This window comes from Leclercia sp. S52 (genome assembly GCF_039727615.1).
Taxonomy (GTDB): domain Bacteria; phylum Pseudomonadota; class Gammaproteobacteria; order Enterobacterales; family Enterobacteriaceae; genus Enterobacter; species Enterobacter adecarboxylatus_B.
Genome location: NZ_CP152474.1, coordinates 3060702 through 3086619, shown reverse-complemented (window position 1 = coordinate 3086619; position 25918 = coordinate 3060702). Strand labels below are relative to the sequence as shown.

The following is a 25918-nucleotide window of genomic DNA, read 5'->3' as shown; positions in this document are numbered from 1 at the left end:
CTCCTTAACTGTAGAAACTTTGCGCCAGCGAGCCGACCAGCAGCTGCCAGCCGTCCACCAGTACAAACAGCATCAGCTTGAAGGGCAGGGCAATGGTTGCCGGCGGCACCATCATCATCCCCAGCGCCATCAGCACGCTGGCGATCACCAGGTCGATAATCAAAAACGGAATGAAAATCGTAAAACCAATCTGGAAGGCAGTTTTCAGCTCGCTGGTGACGTAAGCAGGCAGCAGAATGCGCATCGGCACCGCTTCCGGGCCCTGGATCGGCCCGGCGTTGGCCAGACGGGCAAACAGTGCCAGGTCGGCTTCACGCGTCTGACGCAGCATAAATTCGCGCAGCGGCTGCGCCCCTTTATCCAGCGCCTCCTGCATCGAGATCTTATCTTCACTGAACGGCTGATAGGCATCGACATAAATCTTGTCGATCACCGGTGACATAATAAAGAAGGTCAAAAACAGAGACAGACCGAGCAGCACCTGGTTTGGCGGCGCTGACGGGGTGCCGAGGGCGTTACGCAGCAGACCGAACACGATGATGATGCGGGTAAAGCTGGTCATCATCAGCAGGATCGCCGGAATAAAGGTCAGCGAGGTGATGAATACCAGCGTCTGAACCGGCAGAGACCAGCTCTGGCCGCCACCGGCCATCGGCGTGGAGATCAGGCCTGGCAGCTGGGCGTACACGGTGGGAGCAAACAGGCCAAGGCCTGCAAGCGCAAGGGATAAAACACGGCGCATCACGATCTCCCGGAACGCTTAAGCAAACTCTTCATCACGGACTGAAAATCCGGTGGAACCTCTGCGCGACTCTCCTCGGAGACCGGTGCAGGCGGCAATGTATGCAGAATATTTATTTGCGAGGCGGTCACACCCAGCACCAGCCGGGCGTCTTCCACTTCCACGATCACCACGCGCTCGCGTGGCCCCAGCGAGGTGCTGGCCGCGAGCTTCAGCCCGCGCGCCCCGGCGGTTTTGCCCGCCAGGCCGACGCGTTTTGCCAGCCAGGCGACAATCAAAATAAAGGCAATGATCCCCAACAGCGCACCGCTGACCTGAAGCAGCGGCGAACCTGGAACGGCAGAGGGTTGTGAGACGATTGCCTGGGTTTTCATGCTTAGCGGCTCAGACGACGCATACGTTCGGACGGGGTGATAATGTCGGTGATACGTACGCCGTATTTATCGGCGACAACCACGACTTCACCCTGGGCAATCAGGTAGCCGTTGATCAGAATATCCAGCGGCTCACCCGCCAGTCCATCCAGCGCCACCACGGAACCCTGCGTCAGGCGCAGCAGCTCTTTGATGGTCATACGGGTACGGCCCAGCTCCACGGTCAGCTTGACCGGGATGTCCATAATCAGATCGATATCCTGCAGCGTGCCGCTGACGTCACCGCCGCCCAGCTGCTGGAACACCGCATCGGCGACGCTTTTGCTGGCCGGTGCTTTTTGTTCGTTTAACGCCTCAGCCCACAGATCGTCCAGTGCTCCGTTGTTGTCATCGGACGGATTGTTCATATCACTCATTTGGGCTGTTCCTCATTCAGAGAATTCAAAATCGGGTTAATCAGGTGCTCAACGCGTAAGGCGTATTGATTGTTCACGGTGCCATACTGGCTGGTCAGCACGGGCACGCCATCCACATGGGCAATAATGCGATCGGGTTTGTCGATCGGCAGCACATCACCGGGTTTTAATTTTAAGATTTGCGATAACCGCAGCGGGACGTCGGCAAAGTTCGCCACCAGCTCCAGCTGGGAGTGCTGCACCTGGCGCACCAGGTTTTCACGCCAGTTCTGGTCTTCGTGGCGGGAGTTTTCCAGCGGCGGGTTCACCAGCACTTCGCGCAGCGGCTCAATCATGCTGAACGGCAGGCAGATATTGAACTCACCGGTCAGGTTGCCGATCTCCACGTGGAATGGGGTGTTAACCACGATGTCGTTTGGCGAGGTGGTGATGTTGGTGAACTTCACCTGCATCTCGGAACGGACATACTCCACGTCCAGCGGGTGAATCGCTTTCCACGCGTCGCTGTAGCCTTCAAGGGCCAGCTTCAGCATGCGGTTGATCACGCGCTGTTCGGTATGGGTAAACTCGCGGCCTTCCACTTTGGTCGGGAAACGTCCGTCACCGCCGAAGAGGTTATCCACGGCGATAAACACCAGGCTTGGCGAGAAGACGAACAGGCCCGTGCCGCGCAGCGGTTTCAGATGGATCAGGTTGAGGTTCGTCGGCACCGGCAGGTTACGGGCGAACTCATGATACGGCTGAATGCGGATCGCACCGACGGTGATATCCGGGCTACGACGCAGCAGGTTAAACAGCCCCATACGGAACTGACGGGCAAAACGTTCGTTGATGATCTCCAGCGCCTGCAGACGCTCGCGCACCACGCGACGCTGGGTATTGGGATCGTAGGGGCGAATGTCGCTGTCGCCCGCCGCACCCGGTTTTGGTTCGTCGGATTTATCGCTGTCGCCGTTGAGCAGCGCATCGATTTCCGCCTGAGAAAGAATACTGTCGCCCATGTCGTTACCGCAGAATGAAAGCTGTATACAGAACGTCGGTGACTTCCTGCTTAGGTTGACCGCTTACCAGAGGCGCGGCCAGCGTTTGCTTAATGTCCGCCACCAGTTTTTGTTTACCTTCATCGGTAGACAGCTGCGCGGCATCCTGACGCGAGAACAGCAGCAGCAGACGGCTGCGCACTTCCGGCAGATATTCACTCAGACGGGTACGGGTGGCGTCGTCTTTCAGACGCAGCGTAATGCCCACGTAAAACACGTGTTCGGCATCGCCCAGGTTAACGGTAAAGGTATCCAGCGCGAAAAAGACCGGGGCCGCCGGCGGTGGTGGCTCCGCTTTGGCTGCGGCTGACGGTGCTTTATTCATGCGCCAGTAGCTGTAACCTGCGGTAGCGCAGGCGGCGAGCGTAATTAACACCAGAAGCGGGATCCAGATGGAACGCTTACTTTTCTTGGTGATGGCGGAGTCAGTCATCTGATTCGTGCTTCCTGTTTCGGAACTGCTGATGGAGATGATTATCCCGTGTCCGCTCGCCGTCAAAGGGTCGAAAAGACGGGGATAATCACGCTACCTCTGGCGTTTAGGTTTAGGCGAAGATATCGACAGCGTTGTTTCCACGAGCCGCGGACTGCAGGGAGGCAGGCACCGCCAGCAGCTCATCGCTCTCTTCATCGAATCCGCCGGTGTTGCCGGAGCGGGAAGTCTGCTGCTGATGCTGAGACGAAGCCTGCTGCTGGCCGTTGAAGTTTTCACTGCTGATGCTGCTTTGCGTCAGCTCAATGCCGTTTTCCGCCAGCTGGGTACGCAGCACCGGCAGGGCCGCTTCCAGCGCCGCACGCACGTGGCTGTGGCCGGAGATCATCTGCAGCTGCGCCTGGTTATCATCCAGTTTCAGGGAGATCTGCACCTGACCCAGGTCTTCCGGGTGCAGACGCAGCTCGGCGCTCTGCTGGCCCTGACGGGTGAACAGAGTGATGTGCTGGCTGATCGTCTGCTGCCATTCATTGCTGCCCAGCTGGGCGCTGACCACCGGCGCGGCGGCCAGGGTCGGCTGCACTGAGGTGTGGCTGCTGACAATCGGCCCCATGGTGACGGTCGGCCCGGTCGGGGACGGGGTGCTCTCTGCCGCCTGCTTCGTCGTCGTCGCGGCAACGGCTGGCGTCAGCTGCGTGCTGGAGGCCAGTGCGGCATCTTTATCCTGCGCCACGGCTTTGGCGGTGCGCAGGGCATCGGTGTCCAGCGCAGGCTGACGGCCACGGTCGCTGGTCAGGGAGGCCTTAACGTCAATGCCCCCGGTGCTTACCGGCTGAGGGGCAGCGGCAGTGGCGGTCTGCTGGTGGGGCAGCATCGCCATCAGGGCGCTTAATCCCGCCAGCTCTTCATCACTGAGATCGGTTTTGCTGTCGGCCTCTTTGGCCGCCTGGGTCAGGCTCTTCAGCACGTCGCCTTTGACAGCGGGCAGCAGCCCGGAGGTCAGGGCAGGCTGGGCGGTCGTTTCGTCGGTGACCGTGAGATCCTGACGCGCCAGCAGTTCGGCCAGTTTCCCGGCGTCGGTGTCGGCATCAATATCGGTGGCGTCGGCTTTCAGCGCCACGGTGGCCCGCTTTCCGCCTGCGGTCTGGAGATCGTTCAGCGTGAGACCGACCCCGTTGCCCTGGCCTTTGGCATCGCCTAGCGCGCCTGTCAGCAGGGCAAGAAAGTCCTGCGCGCCGTCGGCCGCTTTTCCGCCCCGCACGGCACCCGTAAGCTCGGTATCGGTCGAAAGCAGTTGTTGAAGGGTGATCATTCCGGTGTCCTCATTGTTGCGCGCTGGGCAAATTCATCCATTTTTTTCTGATCGAGACGGCTTTCCGCCAGATTCGCTGCGGCAAGCTGGCGATCCTGCAAGGTTTGCCAGGCCTGTAAACGCTGTTTCTTCTCGCGCCAGAAGTTCAGGGCCCGGTCAACCTTCTCGGTCCACTGAAGCACCTGCTGGCGATGCTGTTCTATGGCTTTCTCCAGCGTCTGGATGAACTGTTGATAGTTGATCCAGCGCTGGCTGCCGATGCCCTGAGCCATGTCCGTGTTGAGGTTGGTGCGATACTCATGCTGGTAGTCGATCAACATCTTCAGCTGCTCTTCCGCCTGCTGATACCCGCGGCGCATCGCGCCAAGCTGCTGTGCGGCATTATCAACGTCTTTCTCGGCCAGATCTTTCAGCGTGGTTAATGCGCCGTGTTGTGCCATGACATTCGCCCTCTACTCGGTTACACCTGCGGGAAAATCATTTCCAGAGCCTGGATCGAGCTTTCCCAGTCGGCTTTTTCAAAAATACCCTGCTGCAGATACGCCTCCAGGTGCGGCCAGAGGGCAATCGCCTTGTCGAGCATCGGGTCGCTGCCTTTGGCATAGGCGCCGACGCTGACCAGATCGCGGTTGCGCTGGAAGCTGGAGAGCAGCTGCTTGAAGTTACGCACCCGGGCGTAATGCTTCTCGCTAATCAGGGCCGTCATCGCACGGCTGATCGAGGCTTCGATATCGATCGCCGGATAGTGGCCCGCTTCGGCCAGGCGGCGCGACAGAACGATGTGCCCGTCGAGGATCGCACGTGCCGAGTCGGCAATCGGATCCTGCTGGTCATCGCCTTCGGTCAGCACCGTATAAAATGCGGTGATCGAGCCGCCGCCGCTGATACCGTTACCCGCGCGTTCCACCAGCGCCGGTAATTTGGCGAAGACCGAAGGCGGATAGCCTTTGGTTGCTGGCGGTTCGCCGATCGCGAGGGCGATTTCACGCTGGGCCATCGCGTAACGGGTCAGGGAGTCCATGATCAGCAGGACATGCTTACCCCGATCGCGAAAATCTTCCGCAATGCGTGTGGCGTAGGCGGCACCCTGCATACGCAGCAGGGGAGATACATCCGCCGGCGCGGCGATCACCACCGACCGGGCACGCCCTTCGGCACCGAGGATATTCTCGATAAAATCTTTGACTTCACGACCACGCTCGCCAATCAGCCCCACCACAATGACGTCGGCCTGGGTGTAGCGGGCCATCATCCCGAGCAGCACCGATTTGCCGACGCCGGAGCCGGCAAACAGGCCCATACGTTGGCCGCGACCGACGGTCAGCAGGGCGTTGATCGGGCGCACGCCGGTATCGAGCACATGCTCGATCGGGGTACGTTGTAGCGGGTTAAAGGGCTGAGTGATCAGCGCCCCGGTTTCGGTGGTATCGGGGGAGGGCAGACCGTCCAGCGGTTTACCGGCGCCGTCCAGCACCCGTCCGAGCAGCGCCGGGCCGAGCGGCAGCTGTTTGCCGCTGTGCAGTCCGTCGCCGGATAAATTTTTGGCGTACACGCGCGCGCCGGGCAGAACGCCTTCGACCTCTTCCAGCGGCATGAGGAACAGACGCTGGCCGTTAAAGCCCACCACTTCGCTCTCGACTTCGCGGATCTCGTTGCCGTCCTGGCGTTCGATAATGCAGGTGGCTCCCAGCGGCAGCTGCAGGCCGGTGGCCTCCAGGACCAGACCGGTGGCACGGGTTAAACGGCCATAGCGGCGAACCGCAGGCAGTTGCGCCATCTTCGTTTCAAAGTTGTCGAGGGTGTTAAGCCAGCGGGTCAGGCGTGCGGTCATCAGATGACTCCCGGTGCCGCCAGGCGGCACAGTTCCTGCCAGCGGGTTGCCACGCTGGCGTCCAGATCGCCTTCATCGGCAGAGACTTTGCAGCCGCCGTGATGCAGGGTCGGATCGCCGCGCAGACGCCAGCCGTGCAGGCTGAGGGTCGCGCCGAGCATCTCTTCTACGCGCTGCAGATCGTCCGGGTGAACGCGCAGCTGCGGTTTGCCGCTGAACAGCGGCTCCTGCTGCAGCAGACCCTGGATCTGTTTGATCAGCGAGGAGTTATCCACCGGCGGGGTGTGGCCGATGACCTGACGTGCCGCTTCCAGCGCCATCTGCATCAGGCGCGAGGCAATAACGCTGTCCAGCGCGTCCAGGGTATTCTGGAACTCGCTGACCAGCTGCTGCATCCGGGCATGGATCGGCGCCTGCTGGGCACGCGCCTGCTCTAAACCTTGCGCCAGCCCCTGGGCCAGCCCTTCCTGATAGCCCTGCTCCTGGCCTTTCTGCCGGCCTTCGTTCATGCCGGCAGCATAGCCCTGATCGTGCGCCTGCATCTGGATCTGCGCCAGCTGCTGCGCGCGCTGCTCCTCTTCGCTCAGCTCAGGCTCTTCGCCATCATCACCTGCCTCGGCAGGGATGATGCTCGCAGGCACAAATTCCGCGCGAGGAGGGGAGAGATCGTCAGGCGTCCAGATCTTCCACGGCAGTTCATCAGACATAGGTATCCTCGCCGCTGCCTACCACCATCTCGCCGGTCTCGGCCAGACGACGCACAATAAGGAGGATGGCTTTCTGTTCGTTTTCCACCTGAGACAGACGCACCGGGCCACGGTTGGCAAGGTCGTCGCGCAGGATATCCGCCGCACGCTGGGACATGTTGCGCAGGAACTTCTCGCGCAGCGGCTGTTCGGCGCCTTTGAGGGCGATGAGCAGCGATTCGGAGTCCACTTCCTGCAGCAGGCGCTGGATACTGCGGTCGTCCACGTCGACCAGGTTTTCGAACAGGAACATCTCGTCGATGATTTTCTGCGCCAGTTCGCCGTCGAATTCGCGCACGGCGGTAATGACCGCCTCTTCCTGCTGTGTTTTCATCAGGTTGATAATTTCTGCCGCCGTTCTCACGCCGCCCATTTTGCTGCGCTTGAGGTTCTGGCCGTCGAGCAGGCCGTTCAGCACTTCGGTCAACTCCGCCAGCGCCGCCGGCTGGACGCCGCCGAAGGTGGCGATACGCAGCATCACATCGTGACGCAGACGTTCGTCGAACAGCGCCAGAATATCTGCCGCCTGGCCACGCTTGAGGTGGACCAGGATGGTGGCGATAATCTGCGGATGCTCGTCGCGAATAAGGTCGGCGGCGGTCTGCGGTTCCATAAAGTTGAGCGTTTCGATACCGCTGGCGGTATCGCGGGTCTCGAGAATATCCTCCAGCAGGCTGGCGGCGCGCTCTTCTCCGAGCGCCTTGACCAGCACCGAACGCAGGTATTCGTTGGCGTTGACGTTGAGCGCCGCAAACTGTTCGGCTTCCTGCTCAAACTCCGCCAGCACGTCGGTCAGCTGCTTGTTGGAGATCTGACGCACGTTGGCCATCGCCGCACTGAGAACCTGCACTTCGCGCTGGGAGAGGTGTTTGAACACCTCTGCCGCCCGGTCCTCGCCAATGGTCATCAGCAGGATGACGCTTTTATCCGTTCCGGTAAGGTTACTCATTTTCTGTACTCATCCACTGGCGAATGACCAGCGCCACGACGCGCGGATCGTTATCTGACATTTCGCGAATACGCTGGCTCATCACCTCAGCGCCCATGCGCTGGTTAGCACGGCGCTGCTGCATCTGTTCGTCTTTGCTGAGGCGCACTTCCACCGCTTCCTGCGTCTCTTCGCGCAGCAGGGTTTGCTCTTTCAGCGCTTTGGCCTCTTCGGCGCGGCGGACGATCTGCGGACGTACCGCTTTACGCCACAGCAGCCAGGCAACAATCACCACCAGCAGCCAGCGACCGGCTTCAAGCATCTGATCGATAAACGACTGGGTTTTCCAGAACGGCAGTTCACCGCTGGTATCGTCAACGGCGCTGAACGGCGAGTTCACGACGTTGAGGGTATCGCCACGCTTCTCGGAGTAGCCCATGGCTTCACGGGTCAGGTCTTCGATCTGCTTCATCTGCTCGGTGGTCAGCGGCAGTGGCTTACCGTCCGGCAGGGTTTTGTAGTTGACGACCACCGCCACGGAGAGACGCTGCACATCACCGGTGTTCATTTTGGTGTGACGAATGGTGCGATCGACTTCGTAGTTAGTGGTTTCGTTATGGCTACTGGTACGCGGACCTGCGCTGGCTGCGGTTTGCTGTGCTCGCGCCTGCTGACCATTCTGCTGGCCGTTTTGTTGACCGTTCTGTTGGTTTTGCGCCGGTGCATTAATTGGTGCGGTATTCGCCGGAGCCGGCTGGTTGGAGAGTGCACCTGGTACACCACCCGCTGCGCCGCCTACCTGTTCGGAGTCATTGACCTGACGTGAGCGCATGACGGCCTGGGCGGCATCGCCGTTCGGACGATACTGCTCTTCCGTCTGCTCTTTATTGGCAAAATCGATCTGCGCGGTAACCTGCGCGTGGACGTTGCTGGTGCCGACAATCGGGCCAAGAATGGCTTCGATGCGGCTCTGAACGCGGTTTTCCACGTCAGTGGCATATTTCAGCTGCGCGTCATTCAGATCGCGATCGCTGGTCGTGGATTTGGTTAACAGGCGACCCATCTGATCCACCAGGGTCACGTTACCCGGCGGTAAACCGGCGACGGCGCTGGAGACCAGATGCACCACGGCGCTAATCTGCCCTTCATCCAGCGCGCGGCCAGGCTGCAGATTAACGGTGACGGAAGCCGAAGGCGCTTTCTGTTCACGGACAAACAGGGTCGGTTTTGGCATCGCCAGGTGAACGCGGGCGCTCTTCAGCGGGCCCAGCGTTTCGATGGTGCGGGCCAGTTCGCCTTCCAGCGCGCGCTGGTAGTTAACCTGCTCGCTGAACTGGCTGATGCCGAACTTTTCCTGATCCAGCAGTTCGAAGCCCACCGCGCCGCCTTTCGGCAGACCTTGCTGGGCAAGACGTAAGCGGAGCTCGTGAACTTTATCGGCAGGAACTTCCAGCGCGCCGCCATTATCCGAGAAACGGTAAGGGACGTTCATCTGGGTTAACTGGGTGACGATAGCGCCGCCATCCTGGTCCGAGAGGTTGCTGAACAGCGTGCGGTAGTCAGGCTGTTTGGCCCATAAGACCATAGCAACGACGATAGCGATAGCGGCAGCACCTGCCACGATCAACGGCACTTTAGGGTTCGCGCGCAGGCGGCTCATCCATTCGAGAGATTTAGTTTGAGGGGCTGATGTTGCTGACGCACTCATTGCGCACCTCGTGACTCATCGTGGATTACATTATTCGTGTGGAGAAACAAAACAGGCTCCCGGGTCGGCAAACACAACAAAAATTCCATAATCATGGCTGTGCCATTATTTGATGAAACGGGAATTTCTATGCGTCAAATAACCTGGTTTTTTCATGCTATTTAGCGCCTTTATCTCATTGACAGGCTGGTACTCTTGAGCGCGTAAAAATCCATCAGGGGAAAGTCATGGCAATACAGGGGATTGAAAGCGTCATTAGCCAGTTGCAGTCAACGGCAATGACCGCCCGTAATCAGAACGTGGCTGACGTGCAGTCCACCGTCAGCTTCGCGGGTCAGCTGCATGCGGCGCTGGACCGGATCAGCGACACGCAAACCGCGGCGCGCGTGCAGGGTGAAAAATTCACCATGGGCGCGCCGGGCATTGGTCTCAACGATGTGATGACCGATTTGCAAAAAGCCTCGGTATCGATGCAGATGGGCATTCAGGTGCGTAATAAACTGATGCAGGCCTATCAGGACGTTATGAGCATGCAGGTTTAGCGTTGGCAGAGCTAACTTCCCGGTAATTCCCGGCATGGACTCGAATGCCGGGATTAGCGAAGAACTCGTCCACTGAATTGTGCGATTTGTTCGTTTTACTGGAGGGAAGGCGAAACTGAACTTATTGGCTTATTTCTAAATTGTATCTATCTAACTCAGCCGTTGTTCTTATTAATTAGTTGATTTTCAAGGTTTATTATGTTCTGGCTACGGCCTTTTAGCTTTTTTGCGGGTGAGCCAAAATATATTGACCAGCATTCAGTACTTTTTGTTATTAATGAATTTGCACCAATAGCACATCCTTCAGCAACAACAACGCCAGGCATAACAATAGTTTGAGAACCAACAATTGCATGTTTTTCGAGACTTACTGGCTTACGTATAACACCAGTGTATTCAACAGGAACAGTTGGATTTGTCATAACTGAGCCACTGTAATCATCGCTTGTAGAATAAATTTTCACACCTTGAGATAAGCCGCTGAAGTCCTTCATTACGACCCCGGCTCCTGCAAAAATCGCACAGTATCCACCTATATGAACATATGAGCCGATATCCATATAACCTGGCTGCGTCGCAGTGATAGTACTAAAACCATCAATACGCACATTGTCTCCAATAGAAATGTTTTCTAAGCCAATGATTGTACAGTTTTTAGCTATCAACACGTTTTTACCCACTGACTTGAAACCAAATTCCTTAAGTTCATTTTCGCTAAAATAACCCGGGTTAAATGGATTGTGATTCATGCGGCAAGTCCTATGAGATCTATTTGTACTGATATTGAAGCGAACACAAAACCAAATTATAAACGCATTAAAAATGGGCAAATGAGCGAATACATTAAGGTGTACATTACTGCTCCCGGTATTGTCTGTTCGGATGTAAGGTCGATTACTTATGTGCTCTTCTTACTCTTACAGTGAAAGGGTGGCGCCTTTATGGCTTTAATGCCACACTATTTTTTTCTCCGTAGACGGAACAATGATGAAAAAAATAGCAATTATCGCGGGGCTGCTGGCGTTAACCGGATGTGTGCAGGTCGACAGATACCAGGACGTGATCAAGCATCCCGTCCCGGCTGAACTGGCAGGGTACTGGCAGTCGAAAGGGCCGCAAAGCAAAATGGTCAGCCCGGAAGCCATCGCCACGCTGGTGGTGACGCAAGAAGGCGACACCCTGGACTGCCGTCAGTGGCAGCGCGTGGTGGCCGTGCCGGGGAAAATCATGCTGCGCTCGGATGATTTTTATAACGTCACCCGCAAGCTGGATATCTATCCGCTGGATCGGGAAGGTAGCGCCATCGAGTATGACGGGATGATCCTCCAGCGTGTCGATCGTCCGACCGTCGATTGTGCGAACTACCTCAGCAAAAATCCGCTCGACAGCAAGCTGCCGTAAGTGATTGTCGGCCGGGCAAGCGTAGCGCCGCCCGGCTTCCTACCCTTTACAACACCTCTTCCAGGACCCACACGCTGACGCTGCCGCCGTTGCAGGTAAACACCCCGGTGCCGGTTTCGTCGGTCGTCACACTCTCTTCGCGGTTGCCAAGGAAATCTTTCCAGCTTTTATTGCCGTAGTTCTCACCCAGCGTAATCGTCTTTTCACCCTCGTCGCCGTTAGAGAGCACCACCACGCAGCCCGGATCTTCCTCGGTGCCGCTGCGGCTGAAGGCAATGCAGTTAGGGTGATCGAACCACAGGGTCTGAATGCCGTGGGCAAACCGCTGGCGGGCAAGGATCAGCTGGTCGAGCTGCTCAATCACCGGCATGTCGATGTGATACGTCTCGCCGTCACCGCCGGTATCGTCATAGCTCGCCCCGTACAGATCGGGATAGAAGACGCTCGGTACCCCGTTTTCACGCAGCAAAATCAGGGCATAGGCCAGCGGTTTAAACCAGGCTTCGACCGGGGCCTCCAGGGCCTGTAACGGCTGGGTGTCGTGGTTCGCCACCAGCGTCACCGCGTGGAAGGGGTCGGCCTCGACCAGCGTGCCGGTGAAGATCTGGCTCATGTCGTAATCACGTCCCTGCAGCGAGGCTTCGTGAAACTTCATGTGCAGCGGGGCGTCAAACAGCATGGTTTTGCCGTCTACCTGATCGATATACTGCTGCAGTTTATCGACATCGGGCGACCAGTATTCCGCCACGATAAACAGCGGTTTCGGCGCGACTTCCTGCACGTGCTCGATCCACTCTTTATAGAACCATGCCGGAATATGTTTCACCGCATCCAGACGGAAGCCGTCGCACTGGGTCTGTTCCATCAGCCAGCGCGCCCAGTATTTGATCTCCTCGGTTACCGCACGGTTACGAAAATCGATGTTCTCGCCCATCAGGTAATCAAAGTTCCCCAACTCATTATCGACCTGATCGTTCCAACCATCGCCGGTGTAGTCATTGACGATCTTGTAGATGCCGTCTTCATCGGGGTTTTCGATATGATCGATGCCGCTGAAGCATTTGTAATCCCAGACAAACTCCGAGTACTTTCCGGCCCGCACCGGGAAGGTGTAGCGGGTCCAGGCTTCGCATTCAACAATCTCGTCGTGGATCTGATTGCGATCGTCGGCGTTGACCCGCTGAACGCGGATGGCCTCTTTCTCATCGGCACCCATTTTATGGTTGACCACCACGTCCATCAGCACCGCGATGTCGTTGCGTTTTAACGCCCCGATAGCGGCCAGCAGCTGGTTTTTGTCACCGTATTTGGTGGGAATAGATCCTTTTTGATCGAACTCCCCCCAGATCGAAAAGATCGTAGGAGTCGTAACCGACAGAGTAACCACCGGAAGCTCCTTTGTACGCCGGGGGCAGCCAGACCATGTTGATACCGATATCGTTTAAAAGGTCGGCGCGCTCGGCGACTTCTGGCCAGAGTTGACTGCCTTCAGGGTAATACCAGTGGAAGAACTGCAAGAGAGTGGGGTTTTTCATCTTCCGTGCTCCAGTTTAAGAACACAGACAGTATGAGCGAGGCGGAGGAAGTTAGCGGGTGAAATAACGAAATATATTCACCCGCCCGTCATCATCCCCGGATTAGAGATCGGCGGGGAAAAGAATATTGCCAGAAAGACGTCCATAAGTTGCATTCAGATTATGTTGTCGGGAGGAGTGCCCAACCAAAGTTCTCAGCTCGTCCATACGCTGCTGCAGCAAGGCCTTCAGCTCAATTTCGTTATCGATGATCTGTCTCAGCATCGGGCGAATTTGCGCCTGCACGTGCGGCGCAATCTCATTCGCATCCTGGAACTGGGTCAGCTTTTCAACGGCGCTCAGGTATTTCACTTCAAAGGTAATAAGCTCATCCCAACGCCCTGATTTTGACATAGCCAGCATCGCGGCGCTGGTGGTTAACAGCTGCTGATAGTGTTGGAGCAATCCCAGATTGGCTTCCATTAGTAATTGTCCCGCATATGTTGAGAATTGGGTCCTATCTCTTTCCAGGCATCCGCGATGTTGTTCAGCAACTCCACCACTTCATTAATGGCGTCAATATCATTATGGATATTGGCCTGTAAAAGACGCCGCGTCATATAGTCGTAGAGGCTGTCGAGATTGGTGGTCAACTCGCCACCAATCTCGTGATTCAGCCCTGACTGCAGACCGTTACTGATAATGTTGATGGCTTTTCCCAGCGCCTGCCCTTTACCGGGAATGTCCCCTTGCTCAATCAAAATCATGGCCTTTTTCATGGCGCTTAACGCGCCATCAAAAAGTAAAACCACCAGTTGATGCGGGCTGGCACTCAGGACGGCACTCTCAACGCTTACCTGCGCATAGGCCTGAATTCCCGATTTTGTATACATCTTAAAACCTCAACTCATCATTCATTAACTGTTCATGGCATTGAACTGTTGGGTCAGATAGCTTCCGGTTTGATCCATAGAGGAAACCAGCTGACTCAAACTGGTAAATTGCGTTTTATAGCGTGCCATAGTGGCGGTAATTTGCGTATTAACACGGTCATACTGATCGGACAGGTTTTTCAACGTCTTGTTAATGCCGTCGGTGGCGTTCTTAACGGAGCCGTCTGTCCCTAACATATCTTTCAGCAGGTTGCTGGTCTGGGTCGCTAAGCCGGTTGTTTTTCCGTCACCGGACAGCAGTGCAAGCACGTCGGTAGACTTTTCGGTCAGCGCTTTCCCTAACTTGGTGCTATCCACGGTCAGCTTGCCGCTAATATCCTGGGTAATACCCAGCTGCGATAGCGTCGACAGCGTGCCAGAACCTTGCGTAGACGAGATCGCCGAGCGCAGGCGCGTCTGGATATTACGCAGCGTGCCATCGCCCAGCAGGTCGCCGTTGCTGGTGTCCTGCGCGCCGTCACCCTGTTTAACCGCGGTATATTTTGTCTGGTTGCCGATGGTGGTCTGCAACGAGTTATACGCATCGACAAACGCCTGAATCGCATCGGTCATCGGCTGGTTGTCTTTTACAATCGACAGCGTTTCCGGGCTACCGACGTTGGTCTTGGTCAGGTTGAGCGTTACGCCTTCCGGAGCATCGGTAATAGCGTTGCTGCTACGCGTAATCTGGATGCCGTTAATTTTCACGATCGCATCCGCGGCAGGGACCTGAACCTTCATTCCCGTCGATGTATCGAGCGGATCGTGGCCGATATATTTCGCCAGCTCGCTGTCGTCGGTGGTGATCGTCATTTCATTGGCGACACCGCTGTCACGTGAGGTCAGTGACAGGTAGTAACTGTTGTCATCCGCCTTGATAATGCTGGCGGTAACGCTGCCTTGTTTGGCGTTGATCGCATCACGCACGTCCGCAAGGCTGGTTTTGTCGCTGGCCAGCGTCACCGTCAGCGGATCTTTCTGACCCGGCTGCGTGATGGTGATAGTGCGCGAACTCAGGCTGCTGTCGCCCAGATCGGTATCTTTGCTGGCCACTTTCGGGCTCAGCAGCGTCTGCGCGGCTGCCAGCTGGGTCACTTCTACCGAGTACGAACCGGCGGAAGCACTGCTCGCCAGGGTCGCACTGAATGCGGTATTGGTACTGGTCACCTTTGACTGCGCAATCGCAGAGGTGTTTTTCAGCGCGTCTGCAGCAGTTTGAAACTTGGTCAGTGCAGTCTGAACGACGCCCCATGCAGTCAGTTTCGCTTTATAGGAAGTCTGCTGCTGCGTGATTGGCGTGAGTTTGGTCTGTTCCGCTGTCTGTAAATTGTCATACAACGAATTGAGATCCAGACTGGTACCTGCACCGAGTGAACTGATACTTGCCATTTTTTTTCATCCTTTATTGTGACAATCGCTGGATGCTCTATCGGCAGACGCGGGAAAAAGATTAGCTTTTTTTTGCAGTTATCAATGCGGAAATAAAGCGGATAAAGATCGGGCAGTTTGTCCTTTTAAAAAAATGATCTTTTTCCTAAAGGTTAGGAAGGGGAGGTCGATAATCAGGTTAGCGGTGAGAAAGCCGTAGGCAGATGCCTGAATCTAAAACTTTTAAAGGAATACATCATGGCTGTTATTAATACTAACACCTTGTCTCTGATGACTCAGAACAACCTGAGCAAATCTCAGTCAACTCTGGGTACCGCAATCGAGCGTCTGTCCTCCGGCCTTCGTATCAACAGCGCAAAAGATGACGCTGCGGGCCAGGCGATTGCCAACCGCTTCACCTCCAACATCAACGGCCTGAACGTTGCGGCGCGTAACGCCAACGACGGTATCTCTCTGGCGCAGACTGCTGAAGGCGCACTGAGCGAAATCAACAACAACTTACAGCGCGTTCGTGACCTGACCGTTCAGGCGCAGAACAGCTCTAACTCCGCGTCCGACATCGACTCCATCCAGGCTGAAGTTAACCAGCGTATGGAAGAGATCGACCGTGTAACCAAGCAGACCGACTTCAACGGCATCAAAGTGTTGAACACTGGTTCAGGTAGCACCAGCTACAGCTTCCAGGTTGGCTCTAAAGATACTGAAACTATCGCTATTAAACTGAGCTCCAGCGACAGCTTCAACCTGGCTGCTGCAGGCCAGTCCGGTACGACCTTGAACACTAAAGCTATGACTGCTACGGATCTTGTTAATAACGTACAGCGTAATACTGCTGCAGAAGGTTTCGACGTTCTGAAAGGTAAAGTTACTGGTGGTGCCGCTGGTACAGCAGGTGGCACTACTCCGCTGAAAGACATCGATGCGGCAATCAAAGCGGTTGATGACCAGCGTAGCCTGCTGGGTGCGTCTCAGAACCGTTTCGAGTCCACCATCACCAACCTGAACAACACCGTGAACAACCTGTCCGCTGCCCGCAGCCGTATTCAGGATTCTGACTACGCGACCGAAGTGTCCAACATGTCCCGCGCGCAGATCCTGCAGCAGGCTGGCTCTTCTGTTCTGGCCCAGGCCAACCAGGTTCCACAGACCATGCTGTCCCTGCTGCGTTAATTCTTTTTTAACGCCATGCTTAAAAGCGCCGCTTGTCGGCGCTTTTTGTATTTATGGCTCTGAAATAAATTGCTAGACAATGGTTGCAATTTTAATTAATGCATGTTGATCAATTCGCTTAACAATAATTTTTTAAGGTGATCATTAAAGTTTGAATGTATCCGGACGATAACTTGTATGAAGTTCCACGGTGAGATTCACAACTTATTTGAAGGATATTAATCATGGCAGTAATCAATACGAACACCCTGTCTCTGATGACTCAGAACAACCTGAGCAAATCTCAGTCCACGCTTGGCACCGCCATCGAGCGTCTCTCTTCCGGCTTGCGTATCAACAGCGCGAAGGATGACGCGGCGGGCCAGGCGATTGCTAACCGCTTCACCTCCAACATCAACGGCCTGAACGTGGCGGCGCGTAACGCCAACGACGGGATCTCCCTGGCGCAGACTGCTGAAGGCGCGCTGAGCGAAATCAACAACAACCTGCAGCGCGTGCGTGACCTGACCGTTCAGGCGCAGAACAGCTCCAACTCCGCGTCCGACATCGACTCCATCCAGGCTGAAGTTAACCAGCGTATGGAAGAGATCGACCGCGTGACCCAGCAGACCGACTTCAACGGCATCAAGGTGCTGGACACCGGTACCGGTAGCACCAGCTATGATTTCCAGGTCGGTTCTAAAGATGGTGAAAAAATCTCCATTACTCTGAGCAAATCGAACGACTACAACCTGTTTAACGCTAGCTCTGCAACCGGCGCAACAGGTGGACTGGTCAACGGCAACGCCCGTGCTACCTCTGCAGAAGGTTTCGACGTGCTGAGCGGTACTGTGACTTCCGGTGGTACCACCGACGGTAGCCCGCTGGCCGATATCGATGCGGCAATCAAGGCGGTTGATAATCAGCGCAGCCTGCTGGGTGCATCCCAGAACCGTTTCGAGTCCACCATCACCAACCTCAACAACACCGTGAACAACCTGTCCGCTGCCCGCAGCCGTATCCAGGATTCTGACTACGCGACCGAAGTGTCCAACATGTCCCGCGCGCAGATCCTGCAGCAGGCTGGCTCTTCCGTGCTGGCCCAGGCCAACCAGGTTCCGCAGACCATGCTGTCCCTGCTGCGTTAATCTCCTGATACGATTAAAAAGCGCTGTCCGGCAGCGCTTTTTTCCAAAGGGAATCAAGAACAAATAAAATATTCATATTAAAAATACTAAAGTTTGAAAGTGTCCTGTCGATAATCCTGGAGTAGGCGATGAAGCCACTGGCGCATGCCGTAACTCATGACTAATTTGAAGGATACTTATCATGGCAGTAATCAACACTAACACCCTGTCTCTGATGACTCAGAACAACCTGAGCAAATCTCAGTCAACTCTGGGTACTGCGATCGAGCGTCTGTCTTCCGGTCTGCGTATCAACAGCGCAAAAGATGACGCTGCGGGCCAGGCGATTGCTAACCGCTTCACCTCCAACATCAACGGCCTGAACGTTGCGGCGCGTAACGCCAACGACGGTATCTCCATGGCGCAGACTGCTGAAGGCGCGCTGAGCGAAATCAACAACAACCTGCAGCGTGTGCGTGACCTGACCGTTCAGGCGCAGAACAGCTCCAACTCCGCGTCCGACATTGACTCTATCCAGGCTGAAGTTAACCAGCGTATGGAAGAGATTAACCGCGTGACCAAGCAGACCGACTTCAACGGCATCAAAGTACTGGACACTGGCACTGGCTCCAGCAGCTACAAATTCCAGGTTGGCTCTAAAGATACCGAAACTATTTCTATCACTCTGAGCAAATCCAACGATTACAACCTGTTTAACGCTGCTGGCGCAACAGGTGCAACTGGCGGATTGGTGAACGGTACTGCACGTGCCACTTCTGCAGAAGGTTTTGATGTTCTGAGCGGTACCGTTACTTCCGGTGGTGCTACCGATGGTTCTCCTCTGGCAGACATCGATGCGGCCATCAAAGCGGTAGATACTCAGCGTAGCCTGCTGGGTGCGTCTCAGAACCGTTTCGAGTCCACCATCACCAACCTGAACAACACCGTGAACAACCTGTCCGCTGCCCGTAGCCGTATTCAGGATTCTGACTACGCGACCGAAGTGTCCAACATGTCCCGCGCGCAGATCCTGCAGCAGGCTGGCTCTTCTGTTCTGGCCCAGGCCAACCAGGTTCCACAGACCATGCTGTCCCTGCTGCGTTAATTTTTATAACGCGCATAAAAGGCATCTTCGGATGCCTTTTTTTTTGCCCAATCGCCAGATTTAACCCCGTTTCGTTCCCGTGCTTTTCCTCTCGAACTTTTCGTTTCCGCGCAAAATATCGTATTACCGAAAATAGGCCTGGATGCGTCTCCCTATCGACGCTGAGGACAAAAAATGCCTGGAATTTTGATTAGCGTTGATAAGTTTGACGCCTGGTCTCCCGCTAACACGGAAATTATCGACATTGCCGACGCGCTGCTGGCAAAAGAGTGGCACGTCACGTTATGCACCTCCTCAGCCGGCAAAATGCTGCAGCCCGAACTCGATCGTCTGGCGGGCGATCCGCACTTTCAAACGATCGTTGACGCCAGCGGTGAGCCGGGATCCCACTACGATCTGATCTGGATCGTGAAGGGCTTTTTCAGTGAAAAATTGCTGAGCGCGCTGACGACGCAACGCACGACCGGGGCGTTTATTTTCCGTCACTACACCGATTACAACGACGTTTATATCCCCTGGGGCGCAGAGCTGGAGAACCGGCTGGCGAGCGCGGTACTGGGGCTGTGCGAGCTAAGTCATCCAGTGCTCCTGCAGACCGGCATTGAAGAGAGCAAGCTGCGGATCTTCCCATGGGTGATCCCGTCTCGTTTTGCGGACGTTGAGCGCGCTACGCCCGCGCGACCGCTGCAAAAAATGCTCTACATTGCCGAAAAGATGTCCACCGAAATGTACGTGGTTCAGCAGCACGCCGCCCGGGCGAACATTCAGTTTGAATGGCTCGACCTGTCGCAACAGGTGCGGGGAATTGAGCCGGAGTGGCTCGCCGGGTATGACGTGGTTATCACCACCGACCAGCCTGCGGCGAAGGCCCTGGCGCTCGGCATTCCGGTATTCCTGGCACAGGATGGCTACGTCGAAGGCTATCTCAATGATGACAACCTGCCTCGCTATGAGCGCAATGCCTTTTCCGGGGCCTCGCTCCGTTTTTGCCCGGGGGCGAAGGAGTGGCTTGAGCTACTGACCGCCGGATACGAACGAGCCGCTGACTGGGCGAACAGCCACCGGCAGTCGTTCCTGACCCGCTGGGATCTCAATTTGCACCTCGCCGGGCTGATCGATGAGCTGCCTGCGCCGACGGAACATGTGCTGACGGAAAAAGAGCGCTACACCTTATCCTTCCACAGCAAGGCGATGCTGGCCCAGCAGGCCCGGCAGTACTCTATTCCGCGCTGGCTGGACGACCGTAAAATTACCCCTGCGCGTCGCGAGGCGCTGCGCTCCTTTGCTCAGGCGCTGCCCGAGCAGGCCAGCATCGGGGTGGCGGTAATTGCCCGTGACGAGCACAGCGCCGCGTGCCAGCGCACGTTGGCCTCGCTGGTATCGCAATCACTGTCGCCGCAGTCGCTGGACGTGGTTCCGTCCGTCGCTGATCTGAATACGCTGCTTGAGCAGCGTGACGCCCGGATGCTGCTGGTGATCCCGGAAGGATTCACCCTGCGGGATGATGCCTTGCTGCGATTTATGGAGCAGGGCATCAATCAGCCTGACGCCAGTGCGTTCTATTGCGATGAAATGACACACCAGGCAAACAGCGAGCCGATGGTGGTGCTGCGTCCCGGAGTCAATATTGATCTGCTCCGCAGTCAGCCCTACATCGGCCAGGTGATGCTGGTTAACCGGGAACATGCGAAAGCGGTGGGGGGCATCGATGGGCGCTACCCGGATTGCGCGATGATTGATCTGCTCTGGCGTCTGATTGAACGGCAGGGGCTGGTGGCGCTGGCACATGTCCCGGAAGTGCTGGTGGAAAACCCGGCGCTGGCCACCGCCTGGAGCGAAGATCCTGACGTTATCGCGCAATGCCAGCAGAGCGTGCTGGCGCACCTGACGCGCCTCGGTATCTCCGCCTCCTTTGATACCGGGCTGGCAGAATCGCTTCCCCGCCTGCGCTACCAGTGGAGCGCCACACCGCGGGTGTCGATCGTGATCCCGACGCGCGATCGCTTTGCCCTGATCCAGCGCTGTATCGAAAGCCTGATGGAAAAAACGCGCTATACGCACTACGAACTTCTGATTGTCGATAACCAGTCGGCTGACGAGGATGCCTGCCGTTTCCTGAACGATCTCGCCGGGCTGGGTCTGGAGCAGATCCGTGTCCTGCATTACGATGCGCCCTTTAATTTTGCCGAAATGGGCAATGCGGCGGCACAGCAGGCCCGCGGCGAGGTGCTGGTCTTCCTGGACAACGACTGTGAAATTATTGACGGCGACTGGCTGGAGGCGCTGCTGGAGCAAGCGTTGCGCCCGGAGGTAGGGGTAGTAGGTGCCCGGCTGGAGTACCAGGATGGCCGGATCCAGCACGGTGGCTATCTGTTGGGCGTCCAGAATGGCGTGGAGGTGGCCTTTGACGGCGCGGATCCCCAGAGCCATGGCTTCCAGAACTATTTAAAGACGCCGCGCAACGTGGCGGCCGTCAGCGGATCCTGTCTGATGATCCGCAAAGAGATCTTCTTCGCGATTAACGGCTTTACCCAGGAGCGTTATCCGATCTATTTCGCCGATGTGGACCTGGGGTTACGTCTGCAGCAGCAGGGTTATCTGAACGTCTGGACGCCGTTCGCCCGCGTGAAGCACATGGGTGGCGCAACGCGGATGCTGGCCGGGAAATACCAGGTGCCGGAGCGCCCGATGCTGGAACACTACGTCCAACTGCGTGATGAGTGGAAAGCGGGTCTGCTGAAGGATCCGTCGTACCACCCGCTGATGCAAAAAACGGGGGCGCCTTTTACCCTGAGCGAGAGCAGCGCGCGCCTGCATGCCCCGCTGCCTGGCCGTCCGCTCCCGGTGGTGCTGGCGCATCACGTTGACTGGAACGGGTGCGGCAACTACCGCGTTATGCAGCCGTTCAAAGCGATGGAAAGTCACCTGATGCTGGAAGGGGGCCTTATCAATACCATCCCTGGCGTGATGGAGGCCGCCCAGCAGCAGCCGGATGTCATCGTCCTGGAGTCGCTCACCGGCAGCCGTTTCCCCGACATCATTACCCAGCTGCGCAACGTCTGTGATGCCAAAATCATCATTGAGTATGATGACTTCCTGCTCAACGTGCCGTTGAAAAACGGCAACCGCAGCAGTTACCCGCAGCACATCGTCAAAAGCTTCCGCAAAATCCTTGAGAGCGCAGACCGGGTGGTGGTCTCCACCGCGCCGCTTGCCGAGGCCTACAGCCGTTTTCATCAGGATATCCGTATCGCGCAAAACCGGCTGGCACCCGATCTGTGGGGACATCTGCAAAGCCAGCGCGGCAGCGGTAAAAAACTGCGTGTGGGCTGGGCGGGGGGAAGTACCCACACCGGCGATCTGCAGATCATCGAGCCGCTGATCAAAGCCCTTGAAAACCAGGTGGAGTGGGTATTTATGGGGATGAAACCGCGCAACGTCCAGTGCGAATTCCACCCTGGCGTGCCGTTTGAGATGTACCCGGAGAAGCTGGCGAACCTCAATCTCGACCTTGCGCTGGTGCCGCTGGAAAGTAACCAGTTCAACGAGTGCAAAAGCAACTTACGCCTGCTGGAGATCGGCACCTGCGGGGTACCCATTATCGCCACCGATATTGCCCCGTACCGTTGCGGCCTGCCGGTGACCCTGGTGGAAAACCGCTACAAGGACTGGTTGAACGCCGTTCAGCTCTATCTGCATGATGCCGACTACCGCACAAAGCAGGGCGATGCGCTGCGTGAAGCGGTGCATCGCGACTGGTATCTGCGCGAGGGCGGGCTCGATGACTGGCGTCACGGCTGGCTGGATTTCTGATATGACACAGGATTACGCATGATGTTTACCGCTCAATACCCTTATCTCATCGCGGCACCCGACTATCGGGAGTCATCGCTCGGTATCCAGGTGCTGCACCGCCTGTGTCATCTCATCAATGAGCGGGGTGGGAGCGCCTGGATGGTAGGCTGCACCGTCAATGAAGAATGGAATGCCCCGGCGCTGAAGGAAGAGGCGTATAGCCAGATAATGTCTACTGGTAAACCCTGGATTGCCGTTTATCCGGAAGTGACAACCGGCAACCCTTTCTCTGCTCCCGTTGTTGTTCGCTATATGTTGAACAGGGAAGGGGTGATTATGGGCAATTCACTTGAGGCGGGGCCGGAGGATCTCTTTTTCTGGTATCGGCCTGAGTTTGCGGATAAAGAACCAAATCTTAATATTCTGGGCATTGAGAGCTATGACCTCTCCTTCTTTGAAGATGACAACCCGGTAAAAGATATGGATTTTCTTTATCTGAACCGAATTCCAGTATCTGCCATCGATTTCGGTTCATTGCCTGAAAATATTACAGTGCTGTCGATGCAAAACCCTCTACCGCTAAATGAGCTAGGCGCACTGCTGAAACGGGGGAGGGTACTCTATACATATGAATCAGGGGGAACGTGCTTACTGGCAAACCTGTGCGGTTGCCCCGTTGTGGCATTGCGTGCCCCTGGTTATGAAAATTATGCGGTAAATGAGCAAACCTTAAAGGATATTGGCGCTGGCTACAGTTATTCCGATTCACCACAAGCACTTGCGGAAGTTCGCGCGAATTTGCCCAGTGTGCGCGAGCTAATGTTGGTTAAGAGACGTTTGAGTGAGACGCAGCTGGACAACTTCCTGGCACTGACGCAGGCAAAAGCGCAGCAGCAGCACGATGAACAGTTTGGCGCCTCCTTCGGCGGCTGGCTGACGCAGCGCACGCTGCCGCAGGCTGTGACCGCGCAAACGGTGCTGCTGCATGTGATCCTGTGTCAGGGCGCGCAGGCGAGCGCGATCTCCACCTCGCTCAGCTCCCTTGCGCAGCAGGGCGTGGATACGCACACCGTCCTGCTGGTGGCCTCGGAGTCTGACGTAGATCTCAGCGCCTTTAATGCCTGCGTGGTTGGGGCGAATGAGTGGGTGGCATGCCTGACCCAGCTGGCCGAAGCCCGGGCATTTGACTGGCTGCACTGTATTGACGCGGGGATCGAATATGCGCCCGCCAGCGTTGGGCTGATGCGTCAGATGCTGGCAGAGGCGGGAGAGTGCCAGGCGATTTATACCGACGAAGCCATTCGTCATGAAAACGGCGAAGTCACTCCGGTGCGCAAGCCCGATTTTAATCTGGATCTGTTCCTCTCCTCCCCGCACCGCTATCTGCGTCGGGTCTGGTTCCGTCGCGAGGGCTGGCTGGCGGCCGGTGGGTTTAACCCTGACCTTCGCCACGCGTTCGAGCCTGAACTGCTCGTTCACTACCTGCTGGAGTGGGGCACCGGCAGTATCGGCCATATCGCGGACGTCATGACGATCGCGCCTGCCGCGCTCTTTGATCGGCACAGCCCGGAGGAGGAGCAGCAGATCCTCGGAGCGTACCTGCAACGGCGGGGATACCCTGACGCGCAGCTGGAGAGGCAGAATAACGCCTCCTGGCGGCTGACCTATCATCGCCCTGAGAACGAAACCGTCAGCATTTTGCTGGACGCCGGGGACGATCCCGCCTTGCTGGTGCGGTGTGTGGAAAGCCTGATGAACAACACCGACTGGCCGCACAAAGAGGTCCTGCTGGCGGTGAGTGAAAACGCCAGCGAGCCGATGCGCGACGTGATCCGCCAGATCCAGGGGGGTGATGCCGCTGAAGGTGCTGGTGTGTGAGGCGCAGCAGAACTACGCCAGCAGGATGAACTACCTGGAGCAGAGTGCGACCGGGGACTATCTGTTGCTGCTCAATCTGCATACGCTGTTTGTCCTCAAAAACTGGCTTAAGACCCTGCTGAGCCATGCGGTGCGTGCCGAAGTGGGCTGCGTTGGGCCTAAAATCATCACCACCGATCAACGGCTGCTCAGCGCCGGGGTGATTGTGGGTGCCAGGGGCTGGGTGGGACACGCAGGGCAGGGGGGAGCCATGGCAGGCTGAGGGGTATTTATCCCGCTACCAGTGCGAGCAAAACTACTCTGCGCTGAGCGGCAACTGCCTGCTTATCCGGCGCGAGGCATGGCAACGGGTGGAGGGGCTGCCTGCCGGCTATGATGATGCGCATGCGATCGACATTATGGCCTCCCTGACGCTGAGCGCCTCGGGCTATCTCACGGTCTGGACGCCGTTCAGCGTGGTGGCCTCCGATAATGCCCGCCTGTGTGAACAGGTCTGCGTGAGCGGAAATGCGCAGCGTCAGGCGCTGATGGCCTCCGTTCCCCGCTATTTCACCGACGATCCGGCCTATAACCGCCATTGCGATCTGCAGGACCCGCTCTTCGTCACTGACCTGGCCCCCGCAAACTGGCTGGCGAGTTTCTCCCCGGCGCAGTCCTGCGTGCTGTTGATAAATAACGGCGAGGCGGGGGAATACACCCAGCGCATGACCTGTCTGCTACAGATGCTGGCAAAGGACGGGACGATTCTGCTTAAACACGCCAGCCCGACGCTGAGCGTGCCGGAAATTCTGCGCGCGGCACCGGGTACCGTCGTCTTAACCGGCGCACCGGATGCGGTGCTCTCGGGGCGGCTTGCCGCGGCAAACTCTGTGTCTGCGCTGCGCGTCCTCGCGCTGGCCGAAAGCGACGGTGCGGTCAATAACGGCCCGTCACCAGACGCGGTGGTCTCGCAATGGCTCACCTGGTCCGCCGAGCGTGAAATCCAGCTCGCTAAACGTAAAATGCCGGTTGCGCGTCTGCCGGTACTGCTGGCGCGGGAAGAGGCTACAGAGGCTATGCCTGCGCCGGCTGAGCGCAGGCGCGTCTTGTGTATACCCGGAACATTATCGGAAAAAGAGCGTGAGTTTATGGGGCGGATTATCGCCGCCACCCGGCAAAACCTGGACTGGGTACTGCTGGGGAGCTGGCCAAAAGCCTGGCTGCCGCTGGTGGCGGAGACGGTTCGCTGGCAGAACGGGGGCATTTCTTCCGGACAGCTGCGCGCGTTACGTATTCACACGGCGGTTCTGTTCCGGCAAAACAGCGACCATAATCGCTTTAAAGATGACTATCTCGCCGTACAGCTTGCCGCCAGCGGCTGCGTGGTGATTGCCAGCGACGTCCCTTCACTGCGCAACGATCTGCCGATTCTGCGCCTGAAAGCCGATCCGCAGCAATGGCAGCAGGCGCTGTTATCAGGGCTAACCCCTGAAGTCTCAGCCACGGATCTCCAGCCTTATGTCTGGAACCCGCACAGCGTGCCGGCCCTCATCCAGTCGCTGTTTATGTAATAAAAG

At 56.9% G+C, this 25918-nt stretch carries 24 protein-coding genes and 1 pseudogene; 9 read left to right on the top strand and 16 right to left on the bottom strand.

What is annotated here, in order from left to right; translation table 11 throughout:
- Positions 1-4 precede the first annotated feature (4 nt).
- The 11 genes from fliP to fliF form a co-directional block, all read right to left on the bottom strand.
- On the bottom strand, positions 5-742 hold the full coding sequence (gene fliP / locus AAHB66_RS14915) for a flagellar type III secretion system pore protein FliP (protein WP_347113455.1): 738 nt from the start codon (positions 740-742) through the stop codon (positions 5-7).
- Positions 742-1116 (bottom strand): flagellar biosynthetic protein FliO, encoded by a 375-nt coding sequence (fliO, locus tag AAHB66_RS14910; RefSeq protein WP_191152484.1) that lies wholly within the window; start codon positions 1114-1116, stop codon positions 742-744. The genes fliP and fliO overlap by 1 nt, the downstream gene beginning before the upstream one ends.
- A gap of 2 nt (positions 1117-1118) precedes the next feature.
- Entirely contained in the window at positions 1119-1532 is a 414-nt protein-coding gene (gene fliN / locus AAHB66_RS14905) for a flagellar motor switch protein FliN (protein WP_032612268.1), read from the bottom strand.
- Positions 1529-2533, bottom strand: coding sequence for a flagellar motor switch protein FliM (fliM, locus tag AAHB66_RS14900; protein WP_191152485.1), 1005 nt, complete (start codon positions 2531-2533; stop codon positions 1529-1531). Before fliM ends, fliN begins: the two co-directional genes overlap by 4 nt.
- A gap of 4 nt (positions 2534-2537) precedes the next feature.
- The gene (gene fliL, locus AAHB66_RS14895; RefSeq protein ID WP_191152486.1) at positions 2538-3005 is read right to left on the bottom strand and encodes a flagellar basal body-associated protein FliL; all 468 of its coding nucleotides are present in this window, start codon (positions 3003-3005) and stop codon (positions 2538-2540) included.
- 112 nt (positions 3006-3117) lie between these two features.
- Positions 3118-4317 (bottom strand): flagellar hook length control protein FliK, encoded by a 1200-nt coding sequence (gene fliK, locus AAHB66_RS14890; protein WP_347113454.1) that lies wholly within the window; start codon positions 4315-4317, stop codon positions 3118-3120.
- On the bottom strand, positions 4314-4757 hold the full coding sequence (fliJ, locus tag AAHB66_RS14885; RefSeq protein ID WP_333849025.1) for a flagellar export protein FliJ: 444 nt from the start codon (positions 4755-4757) through the stop codon (positions 4314-4316). Before fliJ ends, fliK begins: the two co-directional genes overlap by 4 nt.
- A gap of 20 nt (positions 4758-4777) precedes the next feature.
- Positions 4778-6148 (bottom strand): flagellar protein export ATPase FliI, encoded by a 1371-nt coding sequence (gene fliI, locus AAHB66_RS14880; RefSeq protein WP_191152489.1) that lies wholly within the window; start codon positions 6146-6148, stop codon positions 4778-4780.
- A complete protein-coding gene (gene fliH / locus AAHB66_RS14875; RefSeq protein ID WP_191152490.1) occupies positions 6148-6855 on the bottom strand; it encodes a flagellar assembly protein FliH in 708 nt (235 codons plus the stop codon). The genes fliI and fliH overlap by 1 nt, the downstream gene beginning before the upstream one ends.
- Complete coding sequence (fliG, locus tag AAHB66_RS14870; RefSeq protein ID WP_032612254.1) at positions 6848-7843, bottom strand: flagellar motor switch protein FliG; 996 nt, start codon at positions 7841-7843, stop codon at positions 6848-6850. Before fliG ends, fliH begins: the two co-directional genes overlap by 8 nt.
- Positions 7836-9530: a flagellar basal-body MS-ring/collar protein FliF gene (fliF, locus tag AAHB66_RS14865; RefSeq protein ID WP_347113453.1), complete on the bottom strand. Its 1695-nt coding sequence runs from the start codon at positions 9528-9530 to the stop codon at positions 7836-7838. The genes fliG and fliF overlap by 8 nt, the downstream gene beginning before the upstream one ends.
- Positions 9531-9757: 227 nt before the next feature.
- On the opposite strand from fliF, the gene fliE reads away from it, so the two are divergent.
- Complete coding sequence (fliE, locus tag AAHB66_RS14860; RefSeq protein WP_191152492.1) at positions 9758-10072, top strand: flagellar hook-basal body complex protein FliE; 315 nt, start codon at positions 9758-9760, stop codon at positions 10070-10072.
- Between the two features lie 155 nt (positions 10073-10227).
- Here the strand turns inward: fliE and AAHB66_RS14855 are convergent, their stop codons facing one another.
- Positions 10228-10821: an acyltransferase gene (locus tag AAHB66_RS14855; protein WP_347113452.1), complete on the bottom strand. Its 594-nt coding sequence runs from the start codon at positions 10819-10821 to the stop codon at positions 10228-10230.
- Between the two features lie 238 nt (positions 10822-11059).
- Here AAHB66_RS14855 and yedD point away from each other — a divergent pair, with 238 nt between their 5' ends.
- Positions 11060-11473 (top strand): lipoprotein YedD, encoded by a 414-nt coding sequence (gene yedD / locus AAHB66_RS14850; RefSeq protein ID WP_347113451.1) that lies wholly within the window; start codon positions 11060-11062, stop codon positions 11471-11473.
- Positions 11474-11519: 46 nt separating this feature from the next.
- Here the strand turns inward: yedD and amyA are convergent.
- From amyA to fliD, 4 genes and pseudogenes are all read right to left on the bottom strand, one after another.
- Positions 11520-13008, bottom strand: a pseudogene (amyA, locus tag AAHB66_RS14845) (alpha-amylase).
- 102 nt (positions 13009-13110) lie between these two features.
- On the bottom strand, positions 13111-13470 hold the full coding sequence (gene fliT / locus AAHB66_RS14840; RefSeq protein WP_166182882.1) for a flagella biosynthesis regulatory protein FliT: 360 nt from the start codon (positions 13468-13470) through the stop codon (positions 13111-13113).
- Entirely contained in the window at positions 13470-13880 is a 411-nt protein-coding gene (gene fliS, locus AAHB66_RS14835; RefSeq protein ID WP_347113450.1) for a flagellar export chaperone FliS, read from the bottom strand. The genes fliT and fliS overlap by 1 nt, the downstream gene beginning before the upstream one ends.
- A gap of 24 nt (positions 13881-13904) precedes the next feature.
- Positions 13905-15308, bottom strand: coding sequence for a flagellar filament capping protein FliD (gene fliD / locus AAHB66_RS14830; protein ID WP_347113449.1), 1404 nt, complete (start codon positions 15306-15308; stop codon positions 13905-13907).
- A 237-nt stretch (positions 15309-15545) separates the two neighbouring features.
- Here fliD and AAHB66_RS14825 point away from each other — a divergent pair, with 237 nt between their 5' ends.
- The 7 genes from AAHB66_RS14825 to AAHB66_RS14795 all read left to right on the top strand — a co-directional run bounded on the left by AAHB66_RS14825 (position 15546) and on the right by AAHB66_RS14795 (position 25912).
- The gene (locus AAHB66_RS14825) at positions 15546-16478 is read left to right on the top strand and encodes a flagellin (RefSeq protein ID WP_347113448.1); all 933 of its coding nucleotides are present in this window, start codon (positions 15546-15548) and stop codon (positions 16476-16478) included.
- A gap of 224 nt (positions 16479-16702) precedes the next feature.
- Positions 16703-17605, top strand: a complete 903-nt coding sequence (locus AAHB66_RS14820; protein ID WP_347113447.1) for a flagellin — start codon at positions 16703-16705, stop codon at positions 17603-17605.
- Between the two features lie 181 nt (positions 17606-17786).
- Entirely contained in the window at positions 17787-18689 is a 903-nt protein-coding gene (locus AAHB66_RS14815; RefSeq protein WP_347113446.1) for a flagellin, read from the top strand.
- 174 nt (positions 18690-18863) lie between these two features.
- Positions 18864-22502, top strand: a complete 3639-nt coding sequence (locus AAHB66_RS14810; RefSeq protein ID WP_347113445.1) for a glycosyltransferase — start codon at positions 18864-18866, stop codon at positions 22500-22502.
- Positions 22503-22520: 18 nt separating this feature from the next.
- Positions 22521-24362, top strand: a complete 1842-nt coding sequence (locus tag AAHB66_RS14805; RefSeq protein ID WP_347113444.1) for a hypothetical protein — start codon at positions 22521-22523, stop codon at positions 24360-24362.
- Positions 24337-24624 carry a hypothetical protein gene (locus AAHB66_RS14800; protein ID WP_347113443.1) on the top strand — a complete coding sequence of 96 codons (288 nt, stop codon included), beginning with the start codon at positions 24337-24339 and terminating at the stop codon, positions 24622-24624. Before AAHB66_RS14805 ends, AAHB66_RS14800 begins: the two co-directional genes overlap by 26 nt.
- A complete protein-coding gene (locus AAHB66_RS14795) occupies positions 24572-25912 on the top strand; it encodes a hypothetical protein (protein WP_347113442.1) in 1341 nt (446 codons plus the stop codon). The genes AAHB66_RS14800 and AAHB66_RS14795 overlap by 53 nt, the downstream gene beginning before the upstream one ends.
- Positions 25913-25918 lie beyond the last annotated feature (6 nt).